A 21,932-nucleotide genomic window follows, 5' to 3' on the forward strand; every position below is an offset into this window, starting at 1 on the left:
CGCTGAGGGGAGTGCGCCATGCAGGTCGTGGTCATCGGGGCGGGTCTGGGCGGCCTGTGCCTGGCTCAGGGACTCAAGGCGGCGGGGGTCGCCGTGACGGTCCACGAACGCGATCCCTCCGTCGGCCACCGGCCGCAGGGCTACCGCATCCACCTCGACTCCAGGGCCGCCCGCGCGCTGAGCGAGTGCCTGCCGCCGCGTCTCTACGAGCTCTTCACCGCCATGTCCGGGCAGCCGAGCAGGCGGGTCACGATCGTCGACGAGCACCTGCGCGAGCTGCATGCCGTCCGCTTCGGCGACGGCGCGTCCGGCGAGGCCCCGGAGACGTTCAACGCCGCGGTGGACCGGATGACGCTGCGCACGATCCTGCTCGCCGGGCTCGACGAGGTTCGCTTCGGTGCCGAGTTCGTCCGCTACGAACAGCAGGACGGCGGGCGGGTGCGCGCCTTCTTCGCCGACGGCTCGACCGCCGCGGGCGATCTGCTGGTCGGCGCCGACGGCATCGGCTCGCGCGTACGCGGCCAGCGCCTGCCCCAGGCCCGGGTCAAGGACCTCGGGGTTCGCTGCCTCTACGGCCGGACGACCCTCGACGACCGGGTGGCGGGGCTGCTGCCGCCCGCGCTGGCGGAGGGCTTCATGTCGGTCAGGTCGGCCCGTGCCGGACTGGCGCTCGGCCTGGTACGGCCCCGCGAGAACCCCGCCGAGGCGGCGGCGCGGCTCTGGCCCGGCCTGCGGCTGGACTGGGCCGGTGACTACGTGATGTGGGCGCTCGCCGTGCCCGCCGCGGCGCTCCCCGGCACCGACCGCGAGCTGGCCGCCGCCGACGGCGCCCACCTGCACGAGCTGGCCGCCGGACACGTCGCCGGCTGGCACCCCGACCTCGTCGAGCTGGTCGCCTCCGCCCGGGCCGACCAGACCTTCTACGTCCCGGTCAGGAGCTCGGTCCCGCTCAAACCGTGGGGGCCGGACAACGTCACCCTGCTCGGTGACGCCGTACACGCGATGAGCCCGGCCCAGGGCTCGGGGGCCAACTGCGCGCTCCTGGACGCCGCCCTCCTGTGCCGCGCCGTCGGCGCGGGCGGGCCGCTGGTCGAGGCGGTGGGTGGCTACGAGCGCAAGATGACCGAGCTCGGCTTCGCCGCCGTCCGCGCCTCCGAGCGGGCGGCGGCCGGTGGCGGGCTCCTGGCGAAAGTCCTGGCCCGGCTCGCGAGCCGCCGGCCGAACCAGGAGTAGCCCGTAACGAGGACGGCACGCCGCAGCCAGGAGTGGCCCGTTACTCGCCTTCCAGGAGCTCTACGACGGGCGGTTGGCCACTCTGCCCGGCGTCCAGCGGCTCAGCGTGGTCACCCGAGCCCGTGGTAGGCCAGGTTCACGGCCAGAGCGGCCACCGCCAGCGAGAAGAACACGGCCCACGCGCCGAAGTGATAGTCGCGGGCCCGCAGGTGGGCGGCGAACGCCCCGAGGAAGTACAGCACGAGGCCGGCGGCGGCGAGCGTGCCCAGCGCCGGCACGACGAACCCGGCCGGCAGCCCCACCGCGCCCGCCCCCAGCAGCAGCCCCAACGGGAGCGTCCAGGACCGGGGGACGCGCATGATGTCCGCCTGGCGCTTCGGGTAGTCGTGGCCGATGAGGTTGGCGACGGCGGCCAGGCCGATGATCGCCGAGGCGAGGAGGGTGATGACGAGGTAGGCGGCGAACACGAAGGTCTCCTTCTCCATGAGGACGACGGCAGGTCGATCGCCTCACGGACGGGGCAGCGCCCCGGGGAGTGACAACGTGCTCATGTGACTTAGGTCATGCCGCCACGCCCGCGAGCTTCTCCGGGTTGCTGACCACGTGCACCGTCTTGATCACTCCGTCCAGCAGGTGCAACGTGATCGCCAGCACCGGCGTGCGCCCCGAGCGGACGACGATCCCCGGACCGCCGTTGACCTGGAGCACCTGAGCGTGCGAGTCGCCGGGCATGCGCCTGGAGAGGATGACGATCGCGCGGGCCACGTACTCGTGTCCGTGGATGGCCTTGCGGGGTGCGCCGGTGAGGCCGCCGCCGTCGCTCACCATCGTCACGTCCGGTGCCAGCACCTCCAGCAGGGCTTCCAGGTCGCCGCCGAGGCAGGCGGCCAGGAACCGCTCGGTGGCCTGCTGCCTGGTCGCCGGGTCGGCGTCGTAGCGGTGGCGCCGTTCCTCGACGGCCTTCCTGGCGCGGTGCGCGATCTGCCGCACCGCCGCGTGGTTGCGCCCGACGAAGTGCGCTATCTCGGCGTGGTTGTAGCCGAAGGCCTCGCTCAGCACGAACACCGCGCGCTCCGTCGGCGACAGGACCTCCAGCACGAGCAGCATCGCGGTCGACACCGAGTCGGAGAGCACCACGTCCTCGGCGACATCCGGGAGGGTGAGCATCGGCTCGGGCAGCCACGGCCCGACGTAGGACTCGCGCCGTACGCGTGCGCTGCGCAGCCGGTCGATCGCCAGCCGGGTGGCCACCCGCACCAGATAGCCTTCGGCGTCCGCGACGGTGGCCACGTCGACGCGGCTCCAGCGCAGCCAGGCGTCCTGCACCACGTCCTCGGCCTCGGTGACGCTGCCCAGCACCCGGTACGCCACGGCGTGCAGCAGACCCCGGTGCTCGGTGAACTTCCGCTCGGCCTCAGGCATTCGCGTCATGAGAAGGGCTTACCAGGGACACAAGCGGGCCGCATCACTTGTCAGGGTTCGTTGTCAGGGCTACGATCACACCGACCTTTAGGAAACTTTCCTAAATAAGGAGTGGGGTCCGTGGTCCGTCCCCGTCGTCGCGGGATCCTGTCGTCGCTCGCCATCGCCCTGGCGATCCCCCTGATCACCGCCGTCCTGTCCCCGCCCGCCGCCGTGGCCCGGACGGCGCCGGCCGCCTTCGCGCATCCCGGCGTGCTCGTCAGCAAGGCCCAGCTCGACTTCGTCCGCACCAAGGTCAACGCCGGGGCCCAGCCGTGGAAGGGCGCCTACGACCAGATGATCGCGAGTCCGCTCGCGTCGTTGTCGCGGACCCCGAAGCCGCGGGCCGTCGTGGAGTGCGGCCCGTACTCCAACCCCAACAACGGCTGCACGGACGAGCGCCAGGACGCGCTGGCCGCCTACACCGACGCGCTGGCCTGGTACATCTCCGGGGACAGCCGGTACGCGCAGAAGGCGATCCAGATCATGGACGCCTGGTCGGCCGTGATCACCGACCACACCAACAGCAACGCGCCGCTCCAGACCGGTTGGGCGGGATCGTCCTGGCCCAGGGCGGCCGAGATCATCCGCTACACCTACACCGGGTGGTCCGCCACGGGCGTCAACCGCTTCACGACCATGCTCCGTGACGTCTACCTTCCCGAGATCATCAACGGCAGCGCCCGCACGAACGGCAACTGGGAGCTGACGATGATGGACGCGACGATCGGGATCGCGGTGTTCCTGCAGGACAAGGCGGCCTATGACAAGGCCGTGAGCACGTTCCGGGCCCGCGTGCCCGCCTACATCTACCTCGCCACCGACGGCGCCTTCCCCAAGGGCCCGGCGGGCAGCGGCATCGACACCCGGGCCGAGGTCGTCGACTACTGGCAGGGCCAGGACACCTTCGTCGACGGGCTCTCCCAGGAGACGTGCCGCGACTTCACCCACACCGGGTACGGCCTGGCGTCGATCGCGCACATCGCCGAGACGGCCCGGATCCAGGGCCAGGACCTCTACCCCGAGATCGCCGACCGGCTGCGGCACGCGCTCGGCCTGCACGCCAAGTACCAGCTCGGCACGGCCGTGCCGGCGTGGCTGTGCGGCGGAAGCCTCACCCTGGGCCTCGGGCCGGTCACCGAGGTCGGCTTCAACGCCCTGCACAACCGCATGGGCATCGCGATGAGCAACACGCAGGCCCTCACCGAACAGCAGCGCCCGGCGGGCACCAACAACCTCTTCGTCGCCTGGGAGACCCTCACCCACGCGGGCAATCCGAACTAGGCCAGACATAAATCTGCTACACCAGTCTTTCGCAGCGCCATGAAACTGTGGCAAGTTGAGTACCTGTGAGCGTACGGGGCATGACCGCATCCAGCGCGTCCGCGCCCCGCGCCCAGGAGCTCGCCACAGGAGGACTGCGATGACCCAGACGTTGCCGGAGCGGTGCGGGGTGGTGGGCGGCGGGCGCATGGGCGCCGGCATCGCCCACGCCCTGCTCCTCGCGGGCTGCCACGTCACGCTGGTGGAGCGCGACGGCGAGGCCGCGGCCGCCGCGCGGGACCGGGTGGCGCGGGCGGTCGAGGGCAGCGCGAAGCGCGGCCTGATCGAGGACGCCGGCGCGCCGATGGCCCGCCTCACCACGGTGACGGAGCCCGCCGGGCTGGCCGCGGCCGGGCTGGTGATCGAGGCGGTGCCCGAGGACGTCGACCTCAAGCTCGTCACGCTGCGCGCCGCCGAGGACGCGGTCGGGCCGGAGGCCGTGATCGCCTCCAACACCAGCAGCATCTCGCTGGACACGCTCGCCCAGGCGCTCGCCCGCCCCGAGCGCTTCCTCGGGCTGCACTTCTTCAACCCCGTCCCGGCCAGCAGGCTCGTCGAGGTGGTCATCGCGACCGCCACCGATCCGGCCCTGCGGGAGCGGGCCGTGGCGTGGGTCGAGGCCATCGGCAAGGTGGCCGTGGTCGTCCGCGACTCGCCCGGCTTCGCCAGCAGCAGGCTCGGCGTCGCCCTCGGGCTGGAGGCGATCCGCATGGTCGAGTCCGGCGTCGCCTCGGCCGAGGACATCGACGCCGCGATGACGCTCGGCTACGGACACCCGACCGGGCCGCTGCGCCTGACCGACCTCGTCGGCCTGGACGTCCGGCTGGGCATCGCCCGCTACCTCGAACGCGAGCTCGGCCCCCGTTTCACCCCGCCCGACCTGCTCGTCCGGCTCGTCGAGCAGGGCCACCTGGGGCGCAAGACCGGTAAGGGCTTCTACGACTGGAGCGAGTCGTGAGCACGCTGGAGAGTTACCTCGAAGGGGCCTGGCGCGCCGGAGGAGGCGAAGGCGTCCCGGTCGCCGACGCCGTGACCGGCGAGATCGTCACCCGGGTCAGCGGCGAGGGGCTCGACCTCGCCGCCGCGGTGGCGTACGCCCGAGGCACCGGCCTGGCCGCGCTCGGCGAGCTGACCTTCCCGCAGCGCGCCGCCGCGCTCAAGGCCGCGGCCCTGGCACTGCAGGAGCGCAGGCAGGAGCTGTACGAGCTGTCGGCGCGGGCCGGCGCCACCCGGCGGGACGCGCAGGTGGACGTGGACGGCGGCATCGGCACGGCCCTCGTGTACGCGAGCCTGGCCCGCAAGGGCCTGCCCGACCACACGCTCATCGTCGAGGACGACCCGATCCCGCTCGGCAGGGGCGGCACGTTCGCGGGCCGCCACGTCCTCACCACCCCGCGCGGCCTCTCCCTGCAGATCAACGCGTTCAACTTCCCGGTCTGGGGCATGCTGGAGAAGCTCGCGCCCGCGCTGCTCGCCGGGCTGCCTGCGATCGTCAAGCCCGCCACCCCGACCGCCTACATCGCCGCGCACGCCGTGCGGATCATCGCCGACGCGCTGCCGCCGGGGGCGATCCAGCTCGTGGCGGGGAGCGTGCCCGGGCTGTTCGACCTGCTCGGCGGGCAGGACCACATCGGCTTCACCGGCTCGGCGGCCACGGCCGCCCGGCTGCGGTCCGACCCGGCCGTCACCCGCCGCTCGGCCCGCTTCAACGCCGAGGCCGACTCGCTGAACTGCTCGGTGCTCGGCCCGGACGCGGTGCCGGGGGAGCCGGAGTTCGACCTGTTCGCCGACGCCCTGGTGACCGAGATGACGGTCAAGGCGGGGCAGAAGTGTACGGCGATCCGGCGCGCGTTCGTCCCCGCCCAGCTCATCGACGCGGTGGCGGAGGCGATCGCGGCCAGGCTGGCGAAGGTCGTCGTGGGCGCCCCCGGCGCCGAAGGCGTGACCATGGGTGCTCTGGTCGGGCAGGCCCAGCGCAGGGACGTCCGGGCCGCGGTCGCGCGGCTCGCGTCGGCCGGCACGGTGGTCTTCGGTGACGCGCAGACGGTGGAGGTGGTCGGCGCGGACCCTGAGCGCGGCGCGTTCCTGTCGCCGCTGCTCCTGCGCGTGGACGACACCGTCCATCCGGAGCCGCACGAGATCGAGGCCTTCGGGCCGGTGAGCACGCTCATGCCCTACAGCGGGGTCGCCGAGCTGAACGACCTGATCGCCCGCGGCGAGGGCTCGCTGGCCGGCTCGGTGGTGTCGTACGACGCGGACTTCGTCCGGAAGGTCGTGCTCGGCGCCGCCGCGCACCACGGCCGCCTGCTGGTGCTCGATCGCGACAGCGCGGGCGAGTCCACCGGGCACGGCACGCCCATGCCCCAGCTCGTCCACGGCGGCCCCGGCCGGGCGGGCGGCGGCGAGGAGGAGGGCGGGCTGCGCGCCGTCCACGCCCACCTCCAGCGGACCGCCCTCCAGGGCAGCCCGGCGACACTCGACTCCATCCTGAAGTAACGACAAACAAGCGTAGAGAGAGCAGCGATGAGCACCGACTCCCGTACCGGCGCCGCCCCCCTGCCCAGCGGCCCGCTCAGCCGCGTGGACTACAGCGAGCGCATCCCCAACAACGTCGACCTCGCGGGCGACCGCCGCCTGCAGCGGGCGCTGGAGGGCTGGCAGCCGAAGTTCCTGGACTGGTGGAAGCAGCTCGGCCCGGCCCTGCCGACCAAGGACGTCTACCTGCGCACGGCGGTGGCCGTGGGCCGCGACGGCTGGGCGCACTTCGACCACGTCCCCATGGAGGAGTACCGCTGGGGGATCTTCCTGGCGGAGCGGGACCCCGACCGCAAGGTCAACTTCGGCAAGCACAAGGGCGAGCCCGCCTGGCAGGAGGTGCCCGGCGAGCACCGGGCCGACCTGATGCGGCTGATCGTCGTGCAGGGCGACACCGAGCCCGCCAGCGTCGAGCAGCAGCGTGTCCTCGGCAACACCGCTCCCAGCATCTACGACCTGCGCAACCTCTTCCAGGTCAACGTGGAGGAGGGCCGTCACCTGTGGGCCATGGTCTACCTGCTGCACGCCTACTTCGGCAGGGAGGGCCGCGAGGAGGCCGAGCAGCTGCTCAAGCGCAACTCCGGCGACCTGGACTCGCCGCGCATCCTGGGCGCGTTCAACGAGGAGACCACCGACTGGCTGCAGTTCTTCATGTTCACGTACTTCACCGACCGCGACGGCAAGTACCAGCTCGGCACGCTCAAGGAGTCGGCGTTCGACCCGCTGGCGCGCACGTGCGAGTTCATGCTCAAGGAGGAGGCCCACCACATGTTCGTGGGCACCACGGGCGTGCAGCGGGTGCTGGAGCGCACGGCCGAGCTGATGAAGGAGCACGGCACGGCCGACGTCCTGCCGTACGGCGGCATCCCGCTGGACGTCATCCAGAAGTACCTGAACTTCCAGTTCTCGGTCTCGATGGACCTGTTCGGCTCCGAGCAGTCGACCAACGCCGGCAACTACTTCACCTCCGGGCTGAAGGGCCGCTGGATGGAGACCCGGCGCAAGGACGACCACGTGCTGCTGGAGGACACCCGCGAGCTGCGCCACGTCGAGGACGGCCAGATCAGGGTCAGGACGGTGCCGATGCTCAGCGCGCTCAACCTGGATCTGCGCGACGAGTACGTGGCCGACTGCGCCAACGGCGTGCGCCGCTGGAACCAGGCCCTGGAGGACGCCGGCCTGGACGAGCGGCTGTACCTGCCGCACGAGGGCTTCAACCGCAAGGTCGGCGTCTACGCCGGTCACCACGTGACCCCGCACGGCGAGGTCCTCGACGAGGCCGCCTGGCAGGCCCGCGCCCACGGGTGGCTGCCCACCCCCGAGGACCGCGAGCAGGTCGCGGCCCTCATGGTCCCCGAGTACGAGTACGGCAAGTTCGCCGGCTGGATCGCCCCGCCGAAGACCGGCATCAACGACCAGCCGGTCGAGTTCGACTACGTGCACCTGGCCGACGAGGGGCTCCTCTAGTGCCGGGCGGCGGCCTCTTCGTCCATGAGGTCCCATTCGGCCTGCGCGCGCCGGTGCCAGCGGTTGTGCAGGTCGTGGAAGACGGCCGCCGCCCGGGGCCCCGGCCAGGCGTGGTCGAGCAGCTCGGCCGGCAGGTCGGGGTCGAGGAACGGGAAGCGGCGCCACTCCTGGATGAGCAGCACCTGGTTGACGAACGCCTCCCGGCCGGAGGCGACCGCGCGGCCCTCGAACTGCTCGATGAAGCTCACGTAGCGCTTCTCCACGTCGTCGAGGTCCCACGCGGCCGAGATCAGCTTGGCGGTGTCGCCGATGCCCGCCGACGGCCCGGTCCAGGCGTAGGCCCGGTCGGTCAGGTCCAGCTCGCGGATGACCTCGCGTACCGCGGCCTCCTTGGAGGCGTCGGGGATCACCCAGAGCGCGGGGGAGGGAGAGCCGAGCCCGAGCCAGGTCAGCTTGGTGCGCAGCCGGTGGCGGAGCTGGCGCTGGGTCTCGGGCACGCCGGCGGTGAGCACGAGCCAGCGGCCGTCCCACTGGTGGGGGGCGCGCATGAAGCCGTAGATGCGCTCGGTGCCCTCGCGCAGCAGCCGGTCGCCGGCCTCGGTCAGCCTCCAGCGCACCTTGCGGCCGTGCCGCTCGGACTCCAGCAGCTCCTCGGCGGCGGTGCGGGCCAGGGCCTGGCGCGCGGACTTCTCCTCCACGCCGAGTGCGCCGAGCGCGGCCACCAGCGTGCCCGTCCACACCTCGCCCCCGCGCGGCAGGACGAACTCGCCCAGGACCGTCAGCAGCGTCGACCGCGCGCTGGCGGACGCCTTCTCGCGCGGGCGCTCCGCGGACTCGGCCGGCACGGTTGCCCTCCCGTCGTTCGACACGCTCGTGACGCGCATTCTGCCAGGTCGGGCACCCTCGCGGATTCGCATCCAGGCAGAAGCACTACAAACACTTGACGCTACTCATGATAGACGTCGAATATTAGGACCAAGGTCCCACGCCCTCCCGGAGCACGCATTGACTGTCACCTTCGCGACCTCCCCAGACCGCTACCGCCACTGGACTCTCGCGGTGGACGGGGCGGTGGCCACCGTCACGCTCCGAGTGGACGAGCACGGCGGCCTCGTCCCCGGCTACGAGCTGAAGATGAACTCCTACGACCTCGGCGTCGACATCGAGCTGTACGACGTCGTCCAGCGCCTGCGCTTCGAGCATCCCGAGGTCAGGGCGGTCGTGCTCACCGGCGGCCTGGACCGGATGTTCTGCGCCGGAGCCAACATCCGGATGCTGGCCCAGTCCACGCACGCGTGGAAGGTCAACTTCTGCAAGTTCACCAACGAGACCCGCAACGGCATCGAGGACGCCACCGAGCACTCCGGCCAGACCTGGATCGCCGCGCTCAACGGCACCGCCGCCGGCGGCGGCTACGAGCTCGCGCTGGCCTGCGACCAGATCGTCCTGGTCGACGACGGCTCCTCTGCCGTCTCCCTGCCCGAGGTGCCGCTGCTCGGCGTGCTGCCGGGCACCGGCGGCCTGACCCGCGTGGTGGACAAGCGGCACGTGCGCAAGGACCGGGCCGACCTGTTCGCGACAAAGTCCGAGGGCTTCCGCGGCCGCACGGCCATGGAGTGGGGCCTGGTGGACGCCGCCGTGCCGCGCCACTCGTTCGAGGAGGAGGTGACAAGGCGGACGGACGCGGCGGTGGCGGCCTCCGCCCGGCCCTCGGACGCCACGGGGGTGGCCCTGACGCCGCTCGACCGCAAGGACGACGGCGACGCCATCACGTACCCGTACGTGACCGCCCGGATCGACCGGGCCGGCCGCCGGGTCGAGATCACCGTGGACGGCCCGAGCGACACCCCACCCGCCGAACCCGCGGACCAGGGCGCCGGCTACTGGCCGCTCGCCGTGACCCGCGCGCTGGACGACCTGATCCTGCACCTGCGCACCAACGAGCCCGAGCTCGGCATCTGGGTGCTGCGCGCGGCCGGCGACCCCGACCGGGTGCTGGCCTACGACGCCCAGCTCCGCGAGCGGGCCGGGCACTGGTTCGTCAACGAGGTGCGCCACTACTACAAACGCACGCTCAAACGCCTCGACGTCACCAGCCGCAGCCTCATCGCCGTCATCGAGCCGGGCACGGCCTTCGCGGGCCTGCTCGCCGAGCTGGCCCTGGCCGCCGACCGGCAGTACATGCTGGAGGGCGTCTACGAGGACCGCGACGAGGCCGCCGTCCCCGCCACCCTCGTCCTCACCCCGTCCAACGACGGCCTCTTCCCGATGGGCAACGGCCTGTCCCGCCTGCGCTCCCGCTTCTGGGGCAACGACCGGGACCTGGAGGCCGCCCGCGCCCGGTTCGGCGAGCCGCTGGAGGCGGCCGCCGCGATGGAGCTCGGCCTGGTCACCCTCGCCCTGGACGACATCGACTTCGAGGACGAGCTGCGCATCGTGCTGGAGGAACGCGCCTCGCTCTCGCCCGACGCGCTGACCGGCATGGAGGCCAACCACCGCTTCGCCGGCCCGGAGACGCTGGAGACGAAGATCTTCGGCCGCCTCACCGCCTGGCAGAACTGGATCTTCGTCCGGCCCAACGCCTCCGGCCCCGACGGCGCGCTGCGCCGCTACGGCACCGGCCGCAAGGGCGACTACGACCCCAAGAGGGTCTGACCATGACTCTTTTCAACGCCGGGGACTGGCTCGTCCACCGCCACGTCCGCGAGGGGCGCGGGGACCGGGTGGCGGTCCGCGGCGGCGTCACGCTCACGTACGCGCAGCTGTCGGACCTCGTGGCGACCGCCACCGCCGCCCTGCGGGCACTCGGCCTGCGGCGCGACGACCGCGTGGTCTTCGTCACCAGCGACGGCGTCCCCATGTTCGCGGGGATCCTGGCGGCGTTCTGCGGCGGGTTCGTGGCCGTGCCGGTCTCGACCATGCTGGGCGCCAAGGAGCTCGGCGCGATCATCGCCGACTCCGGCGCCGCCGTCGTCGTCGCCGGAGCCGAGTACGCCCCCCAGGTCCAGGAGGCGCTCGCCGCGGCCCCTGAGGTGCGGCACGTGGTGTGGGAGGGCGACCCGCCGCCAGGGAGCACGTCCCTGACATGGGAGGAGCTGCTCCGCGCGGGCGGGGGAGAGCGGCGCGAGCCTGCTCCCACCCTGGAGGACTCCTGGGCCCTGTGGCTCTACACCTCCGGCACCACCGGCGTCCCCAAGGGAGCCATGCACCGGCACGCCAACGTCAGGCACGTCTGCCAGACCTACGGCGACCAGGTGCTCGGCATCCGGCCCGACGACGTCTGCTTCTCCGTCGCGAAGCTGTTCTTCGCCTACGGCATCGGCAACTCGATGTTCTTCCCGCTCTCGGCCGGAGCCGCGACCGTGCTGGAGCCGCGCCGCCCCGCCCCCGCCGTGACCGCCGAACGGATGGCCGCCGACCGCCCGACCCTGTTCTTCGCCGTCCCCACCTTCTACGCCGCGCTGCTGGCCGCCGGCCTGCCCGCCGGCACGTTCGCCTCCGTACGGCTGGGCGCCTCGGCCGGGGAGGCGCTGCCCGCGCCGCTCCAGGAGCGGTTCACCGGCCGCTTCGGCGTCGAGATCATCGACGGCATCGGCTCCACCGAGGCGCTGCACATCTTCCTGTCCAACCGGCCCGGCGACGTGCGCCCCGGCACCACCGGCCGTCCCGTGCCCGGGTACGACATCGAGCTGCGCGACCCCGACGGCCGGCTCGTCGCCGACGGCGAGCCGGGCGCGCTGCACGTACGCGGCGAGTCCATCGCCCTGGGCTACTGGCGGCGCACCGACGCCAGCCGCGCCGTGTTCGCGGGCCAGTGGCTCAACACCGGCGACACCTACACGCGCTCTGCCGAGGGCTACTACACCTGCCTGGGCCGCAGCAACGACCTGCTCAAGGCGGGCGGCATCTGGGTCTCGCCCGCCGAGGTCGAGAGCCGGCTGCTGGAGCACCCGGCGGTCCTGGAGGCGGCCGTGGTGGGCGTGGCCGACGAGCACGGGCTGGACAAACCGGTCGCCTGCGTCGTCGCCCAGGGGCAGGTCACCGCCGAGGAGCTCGTCCAGTGGTGCCGCGACGGCCTGGCCGCCTTCAAACGGCCCCGCCGGGTGGTCTTCCTCGACCGGCTGCCCAAGACCGCGACCGGCAAGATCCAGCGCTTCCGGGTCCGCGAGCTCCTCGCCGAGGAGGCCCGCGCGTGAACGTCGACGTGCTGATCATCGGCGCCGGTCCCGTGGGCCTGTACGGCGCCTACTACGCCGGGGTCCGCGGCCTGCGCACGGCGGTGGTCGACTCGCTCGGCCAGGTCGGCGGCCAGGTGAGCGCCATGTACCCGGAGAAGCAGATCTACGACATCGCCGGGTTCCCGGCCGTCTCCGGCCGCCGCCTCATCGCCAATCTGGTCGAGCAGGCCGCCCCGTACGAGCCGGCGTACGTGCTCGGGGAGGAGGCCCAGCGGCTCGAACGCGCCCCGAGCGGCCGGCTCGTGGTCAAGACCGGCGCGGGCACCGAGATCACCGCCGGGGCCGTCATCGTGACCGGCGGCATCGGCACCTTCACGCCCCGCCCGCTCCCGGCCGGGGAGGAGTTCCTCGGCCGGGGACTGGCTTACTTCGTGCCCGAGTCCGCGGACTACGCGGGCCGGGACGTCGTCATCGTCGGCGGCGGCGACAGCGCCGTGGACTGGGCCCTCATGCTCCACCCCGTCGCGCGCAGCGTCACGCTGGTCCACCGCCGCGCCGCCTTCCGCGCCCACCACGGCTCCGTGGAACGGCTCACCGCGTCGCCGGTCGAGGTCGTCGTCAACGCCCAGGTCACCGCCGCCCTCGGCGGCGACCGGCTGGAACGCGTCGAGCTCAGCACCGGGCGGGCCCTCCCGTGCCAGCGGCTGGTCGCCGCCCTCGGCTTCACCGCCAACCTCGGCCCGCTGCGCGAGTGGGGCCTCGACCTGCACGACAACCGCCACCTGGTCGTCGACTCCGCGATGCGCACCAACGTGCCCGGCATCTTCGCCGCCGGCGACATCGCCGACCACGACGGCAAGGTCCGGCTGATCGCGGTCGGCTTCGGCGAGGTGGCCACGGCCGTCAACAACGCCGCCGTGCACCTCGACCCCGCCGCCCAGCTCTTCCCGGGGCACTCCACCGACAACCCCGCCCCGGGTCCGTAACCAGGAGATTCACCATGCCGTACGTCATCGCCGAACCCTGCATCGACGTCATGGACAAGTCGTGCGTCGAGGAGTGCCCGGTCGACTGCATCTACGAGGGGGACCGCAAGCTCTACATCAACCCCAAGGAGTGCATCGACTGCGGCGCCTGCGAACCCGTCTGCCCCGTCGAGGCGATCAGCCAGGACCGGCGGGTGGCCGACGAGCACGCGGAGTTCGTCGAGGACAATCGCCGCTTCTTCATCGAGGTGCTGGACGGGCGCGACGCGCCGCTCGGCGCGCCCGGCGGTTCGGGCAGAACCGGCCGGATCGGGGTGGACACCCCCATGGTCGCGGGCAGGTAAGGAGCATGATCGACGGCATCCCCCTCATCGACGCGCACGTCCACGTGCCGCTGCTCGGCACCCTCAAGCCCGCCTGGCTGCGCTGGGCCCGCGACTTCGGCGAGCACGGCGTGCTGGAGGACGTCTGGGACTCCGCGGGCAGGCCGCGCCCCGACCGCCTGGACGAGCTCTTCGCCGCCCAGGGCGTGGACGTCGCGCTGCTGTTCTGCGAGTACAGCCCCAAGGCCACCGGCACGCAGGCGTTCGAGGACCTGCTGCCGATCGTCGAGCACAACCCGGTCCGCTTCCGGCCGGTCGCCAACGTCAACCCGCACCTGCACTTCCCGCTCGCCGACGAGCTGCGCCGCCAGCTCGACCTCGGCGCCGCCGCGCTCAAGCTGCACCCCGTGCACGGCGGGTTCCGCTGCGACGACGCCGCCCTCTACCCCGCCTACCACGTGCTGGAGGAGCGCGGCGTCCCGCTCGTCGTCCACTGCGGCACCAGCTCCTTCCCGGGCGCGGCCAACGAGAACGCCGACCCGGGCTTCCTCATCCCGGTCATCCGCGACTTCCCCGGCCTCAACGTGGTGCTCGCGCACGGCGGACGCGGCTGGTGGTACGACGCCGCCGCCTTCCTCGCCCTGTCCCACGACACCGTGTGGCTGGAGCTGTCCGGCCTGCCGCCCAAGCGGCTGCCCGAGTACTACGCCAAGTACGACCTCACGCGGCTCGGCCGCAAATGGATCTTCGGCACCGACTGGCCCGGCGTCCCCGGCACCGCCGCCAACGCCCGGGCCGTCGCGGGCCTGCTGCCCGACGAGGTGGCCAGGGCCGTGCTCGCCGGGAACGCGACGAAGGTGTACGCCGGCCTGCGCACGGGGGAGTGACCATGCCCGTCTACGCCCTCGGCGACCAGGTGCCCCGGATCCACCCGGACGCCTACGTCCACCCCGACGCCGTCGTCATCGGCAGCGTCGTCATCGGCGCCGAGTCGTCGGTCTGGCCGTCCGCCGTGCTGCGCGCCGACTTCGGCCGCATCGAGATCGGCGAGCGCACCTCCATCCAGGACGGCACCATCCTGCACACCACCGAGCAATGGCCCACCGTCATCGGCAGCGACTGCGTCGTCGGGCACAACGCCCACCTCGAAGGCTGCACGGTCGAGGACCGCTGCCTCATCGGCTCCGGCTCGGTGGTGCTCAACCGCGCCGTGGTGCGTACGGGGTCGGTGGTGGGCGCCCAGGCCCTCGTACCCGAAGGGGTGGAGGTGCCAGCCGGCCACATGGCGCTCGGCGTGCCCGCCCGCCCCAAGCCGATGGAAGGGGCCGCGCAGAGCGAGTGGATCGGCTTCGGCGTGGACGAGTATCGTGCCAACGCCAAGCGCTACCGCCACGAGCTGCGCCGGCTCGACCCCTGATCTTCTCCCACGTCAGCGGCGCCGCTCCAGGAACGCGGTCATGCGCTCGTGCTTCTCCTCCGTCTCGAACAGCACGGCCTGCGCCACGTCGTCGAAGCGCGGGTGCGCGCCGGGCGGGGCCGCCAGCGCGAGCTTGGTCAGGCGCAGCGCGAGCGGCGCGTTCTTCGCGATCCGGGCGGCCAGCCGGTCCGCCGCGGCCGGCAGCTCGTCCTGCGGCTCCAGCTCGTTGACCAGCCGGACGGCCAGCGCCTCCTCGGCCGAGAGCACCCTCCCGGCGAGCAGGATCTCCTTGGCGAGCGGCTCGCCGACCAGCTCGCGCAGCCGCCAGCAGGCCCCGGCGGCGGCCATGATGCCGAGCCCCCCTCCGGGTTGCCGAATCGGGCCCGCGGGGTGGCGAGGCGGAAGTCGCAGGCGTAGGCCAGCTCCGCGCCGCCGCCCAGGGCGGGGCCGTCGACGGCGGCGATCGTGGGCATCGGCAGCCGGGCGATCCGGTCGAACAGGCCGCTGTTGATGCCCGCCAGCGCGTCCTCGCGGCGGCGCTCGCGCAGTTCGCGGATGTCCGCGCCGGCGGCGAAGATCCCGTCGGAGCCGGTGAGCACGAGGATGCGCGGCCGCCGCTCCAGCTCGGCGCAGACCGCGTGCAGGTCCGTCACCATGCCGGCGTCGATCGCGTTGCGCACCTGCGGCCGGTCCAGCCGGACCAGCATCCGGTCGGGCCCGTCCTCGATCTTCACGGTGTCGTTCGGCGGCAGCACCGCGACCTCTTTCCTCGTCGTCATGTCTCAGCGGTGGATCACGGGCAGGATCAGGCGGCTCGGGTGCCCGGGACCGTGGAGCACGCTGTTGGTCGCGACGACGACCTGGTCGGCGGTGTCCTCGGCGATGGTCCCGCCGGTGTTGGTGTTGCGGTCGTAGCGGGGGAAGTCGCTGGAGGAGACCTCGAGGCGGATCCGGTGCCCGGGCAGGAACACGTTGGAGGTCACCGACAGGTCCAGCGTGACCTCGTACACCTGGCCGGGGGTGAGGGGCTCCGGCTCGGCCAGGGAGTCGCGGTAGCGGGCGCGCAGGATGCCGTCGGTGAGGTAGATCGCCCGTCCGTCGGGGAAGACGTCGACGAGCTTGCCCGTGAAGTCGGTGTCGCGCGCCGACGAGGTGACGTGGAGGACGAGCGAGACGTGGCCGGTGACCTCGACCGGCTCCTCCAGCGCGGGGGTGGTGAAGCAGAGCACGTCGTCGCGGGCCTCGACCGGGCGCTGGTCGACCGGGCCGGCCCCGTTGACGGCGGCGGGCATCATGATCCGGCCGCCGCGGGTGGGCACCGGGTCGGCCGGGTCGTAGGTGTAGGTGTCGGTCGCCTCCGCCGTGGGCGGCCGAGGGCGGAGGACGCCGTCGCCGCCGGCGGTGTTGGCCCGGCCGGCGCCGTCGAGGAAGTAGTCGGTGTACTCGGTATCGGGCAGCGGCCAGTCCTGCTCGTCGCGCCACTGGTCGATGCCCATGACGAAGATCCGTACGGGCGCGGTGCCGTCCAGGACGTCGGTGCGGCCGCGCAGCCAGCGGTCGAAGAAGCGGATGTGCGCCCCGGTCAGGTCGGCCGCCATGCCGCCGGCGCTCATCCCGAACCGCCGGTCGTGGTAGGCCCCGTCCTGGTACAGGTGGTCCCAGGGGCCGATGATCAGCCGCTGCCCCTCGCGGGCCTCGGCGCTGCCGCCCTCGGCGCGCATGCGGGTGTAGGTACGGACGGTGCTGTCGACGAACAGGTCGAACCAGCCGCCCACGTTGAGCGCGGGCACGGTCACCTGGTCGAACCGCTCGGCGACGGCGAGGTCCTGCCAGAACCGGTCGCGGGCCGGGTGCCGCAGCCACTCGGCCCACCAGGGCGACCGCTTGTTGAGCAGCGGCTGGTCGCCGATCGGCAGGGTGGCCAGATGCGGCTGCGGATCGGCCGCCATGCCGGCCGCCTCCATGAGAGCGCCGAAGTCGCCCGCGGTCTGCGCCGCCGTCAGCGTCATCATCGTGGTCCACGTCCAGGCCGTGTGCCACGAGAGCGCGCCTCCCGCGGAGTACCAGGGCGCGTGGTAGAAGTCGGTGCTGGTCACCGTCGGGGCGATCGCCTTGAGCCCGGCGGGGGCCTGCGAGGCGCCGGCCCACTGCACGAAGCCGAGGTAGGAGGCGCCGTAGCTACCGATGTTGCCGTCGCACCACGGCTGCTCCAGGAGCCAGGCGACGGTGTCGGCGCCGTCGTGCGGGTCGTCCGTGTGGGGGGTGAACTCGCCGTTGGAGCGGAACCTGCCGCGCGTGTCCTGCCAGACGACCGCGTACCCGGCTTCGAGCAGGGCCTGCAGGTTGGGGGTGAGGGGAGATCCGCCGAGGCCGGGCAGGGCGTCCTTGCCGTAGGGGACGCGCACCAGCAGCGTGGGCGCGGGTGGTCCTTCGGGGATCCAGAGGTCGGTGGCGAGGGTCACCCCGTCGCGCATCGGCACCATGACGTCCTTCTCGACCGAGAAACGCATCCTAATCTCCTACGCCAGCACGCATCGCCGTCAGGATTTTGTAGCATTTTGCGTCTGCCTCTTTCTAGCGCACATCCTGACCGATCGGAAGGGCCGGCGCGAACGCCCGTGCGTCAGGGGCGCTCGTCGGATCGGGGCCAGCGGGCCTTCAGTTCGAGTTCGGCCTTGGCCATGGCGGCCTGCAGCTGGTCGGGGCTGCCGGCCTCGAGGACGGTGCAGCGGAGGGGGTCGCGGCATTCGAAGGCGGTGTAGGCCTGCCGCCAGGCCCCCCAGGTGATGACCCAGCCCGGCCACCGCGCCTGCAGGGCGTTCAGGTCGCGATCGATGGCGGCCGAGGAGCCGGAGGCACCGGCGTCCTGCCGCGGGGGCGGTTGGGCGGGTCCACCGCGCGAGCGGCGATGGCGGGGTCGCTGCGATCTCTCCGTGAGGTCTTCCCGGGTGGGCTCTTCCCGGTCGGGCGGCATGGGTGCTGGCATCAAGATCTCCATCGAGGGGGTAGATCGTGGTGCGTGCGGACGCTTATCCTTCCCACTCGGCATTCCCCGATGCAAGTACGTCTGCACATGCATTCCAAGAAAATTGCATATGCACGTGCACCGGCTGCGCGTTGAAAGGGGGAAAGGGATGGAGAGTCCCATTTACAAGGGCATGTCGTCTTCTGTGTTGTATGGGGTGAAGTGCGCGGCGCGAATATCGATGCATGGTCAGAAAGAGCATGAAACAGTAGGTAACGTAAGGAGCAATGTGTGCCTCGCCCGGCAAAAGGATCAATGATGATCGTTGCAGAGCCTGACGGAGACGGCGTCCCCGCCGGCGTCGTACGTGGTGCCCGGAGCGGGCCGACCGCGTTGCGGATCATGGTGGGTACACAGCTGCGCCGGCTGCGCGAGGCCAAGGGCATCACCGGCGAGAAGGCCGCGGACACCATCCGCGCCAGCCACTCCAAGATCAGCCGGATGGAGCTGGGCCGCAGCCCCTTCAAGCAGCGTGACGTGGCCGATCTGCTCACCTTGTACGGCATCACCGCCCCCGACGAGCGGGAGAAGGTGCTGGAGCTGGCCCGCCAGGCCAGCGCCCCGGGGTGGTGGCACCAGTACAGCGACGTGCTCCCCGGCTGGCTCGAGCCCTACCTCGGGCTGGAGCAGGCGGCACGCACGATCCGCAACTACGAGGCGCAGTTCGTGCACGGCCTGCTGCAGTGCGAGCCGTACGCGCGGGCCGTCATCGGCATCCGGCACGGCGACGCGGACCCCGACGACCTCGATCGCCGGGTGGCGATGCGGATGCGCCGCCAGGACCTGCTCACCGACAGCGACGCGCCCATCCTGTGGGCGATCATGGACGAGGCGGTGCTGACCAGGCCGATCGGCGGCCGCGACGTCCAGCGGGCCCAGCTCGAGCATCTGCTCGCGGCCTGCGACCTGCCGAACGTCACCCTGCAGATCGTGCCCTTCCACATCGGCGGGCACGCGGCGGTGGGTGGCCCGTTCACGCTCTTACGCTTCGACGCCCCCGACCTGCCCGACGTGGTCTATCTGGAGCATCTCACCAGCGCGATGTACCTGGACAAGCCCACCGACATCGACGACTACAGCAAGGTGATGAACACCTTGACCATCCAGGCCGCTCCGAAGGAGGCGACTCCGTCGCTGCTCAAGGGCATGCTCGAAGAGCTCTGAGCGGCTAGCGTGCCACGTCCCGGGCGGCCGTGTGCCAGCTCGTCGCCCTGCGCGCCAGAGCGCCGAAGCCGAGGAAGACGGCCAGCCCGAGCAGGGACGCCAGCGCGACCGCCGCGAACAGCTGCTCGGACTGCAGCCGGGACCGGTACAGGTCGATGAGCGTGCCGATGCCCGGCTCACCCTGCCGGAAGAAGAAGTCACCGACCACCGCGCCGATGACCGACAGGCCGGCGGAGACGCGCAGGCCGGTGAGGATGTGGGGCAGCGCCGACGGCAGCTGGAGCTTCCACAGCCGGGCCGCCCACCCGGCCCGCGCCAGCGTGAACAGGTCGTGGTGGGCCTCCTCCACCGACCGCAGCCCGAACAGCGTGTTGGTCACGATCGGGAACAGCGCGATCAGCGCGCAGACCAGGACGCGGGTGAAGAACCCGAACCCGAACCAGAACCCGAACAGCGGCACCAGCGCCAGGATCGGGATCGTCTGCAGGATCACGAGGTATGGATGCAGCGACCGCTCCAGCCAGCTCGCCTGCGCCATGGCGATCGCGCACACGACGCCGGTCACGGCCGCGATCGCCAGGCCCAGCAGCGCGACCTGGCCGGACAGCAGCAGGCCGGCGAACAGCTCGGCGCGGTTGACGGGGTCGAAAAGCCCCACCCGCACCACGGCGTCCGGCGGTGGCAGCAGGAACCGCCGGTCCGGGGTCAGCAGCACGTACGTGACCGCGTACCACAGGGCGATCACCAGGGCGAAGACGAGCAGCGGCGGCACCCACCGCAGCCACCTCATGCGGCCGCCCCCCGCAGCCAGGCCGACACCTGGCCCGCGATCCGCGCGAAGTCGGGGCTGAAGCGCAGCTCGGGCGGGCGCGGGTAGGGGAACGGCACGTCGCAGGCGCCGACGATCCGCCCCGGCCGTTCCGACAGCACGATGATCCTCGTGGCCAGGAAGACGGCCTCGCCGACGGAGTGGGTGACGAACACCGCGGCGAAGCGGCGTAAGCCGAACAGCCGCAGCAGCTCCGACTGCAGCCGCTCGCGCGTGATCTCGTCCAGCGTGCCGAACGGCTCGTCGAGCAGGAGCAGGTCGGGCTGAATGGTGAGCGCGCGGGCCAGCGACACCCTCATCCGCATCCCGCCCGACAGGGTCCGGGGCCGGTGGTGCGCGAAGCCGGCCAGCCCCACCAGGTCGATCGCCTCGTTCGCGCGCCGCCGCCGCTCCGCCCTGGACAGCCCGCGCAGCTCGCCGAGCAGCTCCACGTTGGCGCGGACGGTGCGCCACGGCAGCAGGGCATGGTCCTGGAAGACGTAGCCCACGGACGTGGTGTCCCGGCGCACCGAGCCCTCGGTGGCGTCGGTCAGCCCCGCGGCCAGGCGCAGGAGAGTGCTCTTGCCGCACCCGGAAGGGCCGACCACCGCGACGAACTGGCCGGGGGCGACGGTCAGATCGACCTTGTCCAGCGCCTGCGTGCCGTCGTCGTAGCGCTTGCCCGCGCCGGAGAAGGACAGCGCGGAGGGGGCGGCCTCACCGAGCACCGGGCCACTAGACCACATCGGACAGGACACGGGCAACACGCCGATCGGTCAGCCGGCGCCGTAGCCGATCTTCGGGTCGACGAAGTCGTTGGTGACCACGTCGGAGGGCTGCAGACCGTCCTTCACCGGCTTGTTCTGCTTGGCGAAGATCGGTCTGGTGATGTCGATCAGCCGCTGCACGCGGGCGGTGTCGAAGTTGCCGACGGTGTCGTCGGGGCCGTTGCCGGCCAGCTTGAGGGCCTTCATCTGCTGGACCGAGAACTCCGAGCTCGGCTTGGTGTACTGGGTGGCGACCTTGTACGCCTGGTTGAGCCGCAGGGTGAGATCGATCGTGGGGCCCGGCTCGGCCAGCACGTCGACCTGCGCCTGCTGGAAGATGGGAATGAGCTTGCGCAGGCACGGCGCGAGCTTCTGCTTGTCGGCCGGGCGGATCACCAGCGGCGGGCCGTAGTTGGGGTAGCCGGCGTCGTACACCAGCTGATACTTCACCGGCTTGCGCCACTGCGGCACGTCTTTTTCGTAGATGTACGGCTCGGCGTTGGCATAGCCGGCCACCGCCGCCTTGCCCCCGGCGGCCACGAAATGGGACGGCGACCCGTCGTAGGATCCGTCCACCTGGCTGCGCTTCAGCAGCCCCGCCCCCACCAGATACTCCATGTAGGTGTTGCCGCCGAAGTAGAGCACCTTCGTGTCCGTCCGGCCGATGTCCTTGATGGTGTCGAAGGTGGGGTACGTGGCCGGGTCCCACAGGATGATCTGCGGGTGGATCTCCAGCAACGCCATGACCGCGAGGGTCGGCTGGGTGGCCGACATCTGGATGCCCTCGTCCATGCCGCCCAGCACGCCGAGGGTGATGCCGGGGTCGGTGTACATCTGCGCCGACGACTGGGTGAAGCCGATCGCCGGCCCGCCCGCCCGGAGCTCCAGCGTGACCCCGGTGTCCTTGCCCCGGACGACCAGCGGCGCGCTCACCCGCTTCCTGCCGGCGTCAATGGCGGGATCGGCGCCCAGGAGGTGGTACATCCCGCCCTCGACGGTGATGTGCGGCGTCCACTGGGTCTGCACCACGATGGTGGCCGGGCAGACGCCGCGCAGGTCGGTGGGGTCGTTGGCATTCCCCGACGCCGCCGGTTTCGGCTGGGGTGTCTGTTGCGTGCCGGTGCACGCCGCGAGCAGGAGGAACAGCCCGAGAATCGCTGTGGTCCTCGCCGTGTTACGTCCCGCATGCCGTGGCCGGCGCACGCGCATGGTGCCATCCTTCCGATGTGCGGCGATCGAATATTC

General features: G+C 71.9%; 20 protein-coding genes and 1 pseudogene. 12 read left to right on the plus strand and 9 right to left on the minus strand.

Translation table 11 applies throughout. The annotated features are described in order from the left end of the window. The first annotated feature begins 18 nt into the window (after positions 1-18). Positions 19-1,233, plus strand: coding sequence for an FAD-dependent monooxygenase (locus AB0J87_RS12825; protein WP_363964788.1), 1,215 nt, complete (start codon positions 19-21; stop codon positions 1,231-1,233). A 110-nt stretch (positions 1,234-1,343) separates the two neighbouring features. On the opposite strand, the gene AB0J87_RS12830 is transcribed toward AB0J87_RS12825, so the two are convergent. Together AB0J87_RS12830 and AB0J87_RS12835 are read right to left on the minus strand one after the other, a co-directional pair. Next, positions 1,344-1,718, minus strand: coding sequence for a DoxX family protein (locus AB0J87_RS12830; RefSeq protein ID WP_363964789.1), 375 nt, complete (start codon positions 1,716-1,718; stop codon positions 1,344-1,346). 76 nt (positions 1,719-1,794) lie between these two features. Further along, positions 1,795-2,664 (minus strand): RNA polymerase sigma-70 factor, encoded by an 870-nt coding sequence (locus AB0J87_RS12835; RefSeq protein ID WP_363964791.1) that lies wholly within the window; start codon positions 2,662-2,664, stop codon positions 1,795-1,797. Positions 2,665-2,775: 111 nt separating this feature from the next. On the opposite strand from AB0J87_RS12835, the gene AB0J87_RS12840 reads away from it, so the two are divergent. From AB0J87_RS12840 to boxB, 4 genes are all read left to right on the plus strand, one after another. Next, positions 2,776-3,978 (plus strand): alginate lyase family protein, encoded by a 1,203-nt coding sequence (locus AB0J87_RS12840; protein WP_363964793.1) that lies wholly within the window; start codon positions 2,776-2,778, stop codon positions 3,976-3,978. A gap of 139 nt (positions 3,979-4,117) precedes the next feature. Further along, positions 4,118-4,975: a 3-hydroxyacyl-CoA dehydrogenase family protein gene (locus AB0J87_RS12845; protein WP_363964795.1), complete on the plus strand. Its 858-nt coding sequence runs from the start codon at positions 4,118-4,120 to the stop codon at positions 4,973-4,975. Then, positions 4,972-6,513: a phenylacetic acid degradation bifunctional protein PaaZ gene (gene paaZ / locus AB0J87_RS12850; protein ID WP_363964796.1), complete on the plus strand. Its 1,542-nt coding sequence runs from the start codon at positions 4,972-4,974 to the stop codon at positions 6,511-6,513. Before AB0J87_RS12845 ends, paaZ begins: the two co-directional genes overlap by 4 nt. A 27-nt stretch (positions 6,514-6,540) precedes the next feature. Further along, complete coding sequence (gene boxB, locus AB0J87_RS12855; RefSeq protein WP_363964798.1) at positions 6,541-8,019, plus strand: benzoyl-CoA 2,3-epoxidase subunit BoxB; 1,479 nt, start codon at positions 6,541-6,543, stop codon at positions 8,017-8,019. Here the strand turns inward: boxB and AB0J87_RS12860 are convergent. Next, on the minus strand, positions 8,016-8,864 hold the full coding sequence (locus AB0J87_RS12860) for a PaaX family transcriptional regulator C-terminal domain-containing protein (RefSeq protein WP_350738214.1): 849 nt from the start codon (positions 8,862-8,864) through the stop codon (positions 8,016-8,018). The genes boxB and AB0J87_RS12860 overlap by 4 nt on opposite strands. 160 nt (positions 8,865-9,024) lie before the next feature. Here AB0J87_RS12860 and boxC point away from each other — a divergent pair, with 160 nt between their 5' ends. Genes boxC through AB0J87_RS12890 form a run of 6 tightly spaced genes read left to right on the plus strand, consistent with a single transcriptional unit; the run spans position 9,025 to position 14,923 of the window. Further along, positions 9,025-10,674, plus strand: coding sequence for a 2,3-epoxybenzoyl-CoA dihydrolase (boxC, locus tag AB0J87_RS12865; RefSeq protein WP_363964800.1), 1,650 nt, complete (start codon positions 9,025-9,027; stop codon positions 10,672-10,674). Positions 10,675-10,676: 2 nt separating this feature from the next. Further along, the gene (locus tag AB0J87_RS12870; protein WP_363964802.1) at positions 10,677-12,215 is read left to right on the plus strand and encodes a benzoate-CoA ligase family protein; all 1,539 of its coding nucleotides are present in this window, start codon (positions 10,677-10,679) and stop codon (positions 12,213-12,215) included. Further along, positions 12,212-13,183 (plus strand): NAD(P)/FAD-dependent oxidoreductase, encoded by a 972-nt coding sequence (locus AB0J87_RS12875; RefSeq protein WP_363964804.1) that lies wholly within the window; start codon positions 12,212-12,214, stop codon positions 13,181-13,183. Before AB0J87_RS12870 ends, AB0J87_RS12875 begins: the two co-directional genes overlap by 4 nt. A 14-nt stretch (positions 13,184-13,197) precedes the next feature. Beyond that, entirely contained in the window at positions 13,198-13,527 is a 330-nt protein-coding gene (fdxA, locus tag AB0J87_RS12880) for a ferredoxin (protein WP_350738204.1), read from the plus strand. A gap of 5 nt (positions 13,528-13,532) precedes the next feature. Next, the gene (locus AB0J87_RS12885) at positions 13,533-14,393 is read left to right on the plus strand and encodes an amidohydrolase family protein (protein WP_363964806.1); all 861 of its coding nucleotides are present in this window, start codon (positions 13,533-13,535) and stop codon (positions 14,391-14,393) included. Positions 14,394-14,395: 2 nt separating this feature from the next. Further along, entirely contained in the window at positions 14,396-14,923 is a 528-nt protein-coding gene (locus AB0J87_RS12890) for a gamma carbonic anhydrase family protein (RefSeq protein WP_363964807.1), read from the plus strand. Between the two features lie 12 nt (positions 14,924-14,935). Here AB0J87_RS12890 and AB0J87_RS12895 read toward each other — a convergent pair. From AB0J87_RS12895 to AB0J87_RS12905, 3 genes and pseudogenes are all read right to left on the minus strand, one after another. Continuing rightward, positions 14,936-15,702: pseudogene (locus AB0J87_RS12895) on the minus strand (enoyl-CoA hydratase/isomerase family protein). A gap of 3 nt (positions 15,703-15,705) precedes the next feature. Beyond that, positions 15,706-17,433 (minus strand): CocE/NonD family hydrolase, encoded by a 1,728-nt coding sequence (locus tag AB0J87_RS12900; RefSeq protein ID WP_363964809.1) that lies wholly within the window; start codon positions 17,431-17,433, stop codon positions 15,706-15,708. 113 nt (positions 17,434-17,546) lie between these two features. Next, positions 17,547-17,909 (minus strand): hypothetical protein, encoded by a 363-nt coding sequence (locus AB0J87_RS12905; RefSeq protein ID WP_350738190.1) that lies wholly within the window; start codon positions 17,907-17,909, stop codon positions 17,547-17,549. A gap of 297 nt (positions 17,910-18,206) precedes the next feature. Here AB0J87_RS12905 and AB0J87_RS12910 point away from each other — a divergent pair, with 297 nt between their 5' ends. Continuing rightward, positions 18,207-19,112, plus strand: a complete 906-nt coding sequence (locus AB0J87_RS12910) for a helix-turn-helix transcriptional regulator (protein ID WP_363965066.1) — start codon at positions 18,207-18,209, stop codon at positions 19,110-19,112. A gap of 4 nt (positions 19,113-19,116) precedes the next feature. Here AB0J87_RS12910 and AB0J87_RS12915 read toward each other — a convergent pair whose 3' ends face one another. From AB0J87_RS12915 to AB0J87_RS12925, 3 genes are read right to left on the minus strand one after another with little or no spacing between them, the layout of a single operon-like run. Then, positions 19,117-19,902, minus strand: a complete 786-nt coding sequence (locus AB0J87_RS12915) for an ABC transporter permease (protein ID WP_363964811.1) — start codon at positions 19,900-19,902, stop codon at positions 19,117-19,119. Continuing rightward, the gene (locus tag AB0J87_RS12920; RefSeq protein ID WP_363964812.1) at positions 19,899-20,648 is read right to left on the minus strand and encodes an ABC transporter ATP-binding protein; all 750 of its coding nucleotides are present in this window, start codon (positions 20,646-20,648) and stop codon (positions 19,899-19,901) included. Before AB0J87_RS12920 ends, AB0J87_RS12915 begins: the two co-directional genes overlap by 4 nt. A gap of 48 nt (positions 20,649-20,696) precedes the next feature. Continuing rightward, on the minus strand, positions 20,697-21,896 hold the full coding sequence (locus tag AB0J87_RS12925; RefSeq protein WP_363964813.1) for a nitrate ABC transporter substrate-binding protein: 1,200 nt from the start codon (positions 21,894-21,896) through the stop codon (positions 20,697-20,699). Between the last annotated feature and the right edge of the window lie 36 nt (positions 21,897-21,932).

It is taken from the genome of Nonomuraea sp. NPDC049625 (assembly GCF_040675285.1).
In the GTDB taxonomy this organism is placed as follows: Bacteria; Actinomycetota; Actinomycetes; order Streptosporangiales; family Streptosporangiaceae; genus Nonomuraea; species Nonomuraea angiospora_A.

Bases quoted from the DNA above. Each gene is read 5' to 3' on its own strand.
- fdxA (WP_350738204.1), top strand. From the start codon at position 13,198: ATGCCGTACGTCATCGCCGAACCCTGCATCGACGTCATGGACAAGTCG.
- boxB (WP_363964798.1), top strand. From the start codon at position 6,541: ATGAGCACCGACTCCCGTACCGGCGCCGCCCCCCTGCCCAGCGGCCCG.
- AB0J87_RS12885 (WP_363964806.1), top strand. From the start codon at position 13,533: ATGATCGACGGCATCCCCCTCATCGACGCGCACGTCCACGTGCCGCTG.
- AB0J87_RS12915 (WP_363964811.1), bottom strand. From the start codon at position 19,902: ATGAGGTGGCTGCGGTGGGTGCCGCCGCTGCTCGTCTTCGCCCTGGTG.
- AB0J87_RS12870 (WP_363964802.1), top strand. From the start codon at position 10,677: ATGACTCTTTTCAACGCCGGGGACTGGCTCGTCCACCGCCACGTCCGC.
- AB0J87_RS12845 (WP_363964795.1), top strand. From the start codon at position 4,118: ATGACCCAGACGTTGCCGGAGCGGTGCGGGGTGGTGGGCGGCGGGCGC.
- AB0J87_RS12910 (WP_363965066.1), top strand. From the start codon at position 18,207: ATGATCGTTGCAGAGCCTGACGGAGACGGCGTCCCCGCCGGCGTCGTA.
- AB0J87_RS12890 (WP_363964807.1), top strand. From the start codon at position 14,396: ATGCCCGTCTACGCCCTCGGCGACCAGGTGCCCCGGATCCACCCGGAC.
- AB0J87_RS12905 (WP_350738190.1), bottom strand. From the start codon at position 17,909: ATGCCAGCACCCATGCCGCCCGACCGGGAAGAGCCCACCCGGGAAGAC.
- AB0J87_RS12830 (WP_363964789.1), bottom strand. From the start codon at position 1,718: ATGGAGAAGGAGACCTTCGTGTTCGCCGCCTACCTCGTCATCACCCTC.
- AB0J87_RS12925 (WP_363964813.1), bottom strand. From the start codon at position 21,896: ATGCGCGTGCGCCGGCCACGGCATGCGGGACGTAACACGGCGAGGACC.
- AB0J87_RS12825 (WP_363964788.1), top strand. From the start codon at position 19: ATGCAGGTCGTGGTCATCGGGGCGGGTCTGGGCGGCCTGTGCCTGGCT.
- AB0J87_RS12835 (WP_363964791.1), bottom strand. From the start codon at position 2,664: ATGACGCGAATGCCTGAGGCCGAGCGGAAGTTCACCGAGCACCGGGGT.
- AB0J87_RS12900 (WP_363964809.1), bottom strand. From the start codon at position 17,433: ATGCGTTTCTCGGTCGAGAAGGACGTCATGGTGCCGATGCGCGACGGG.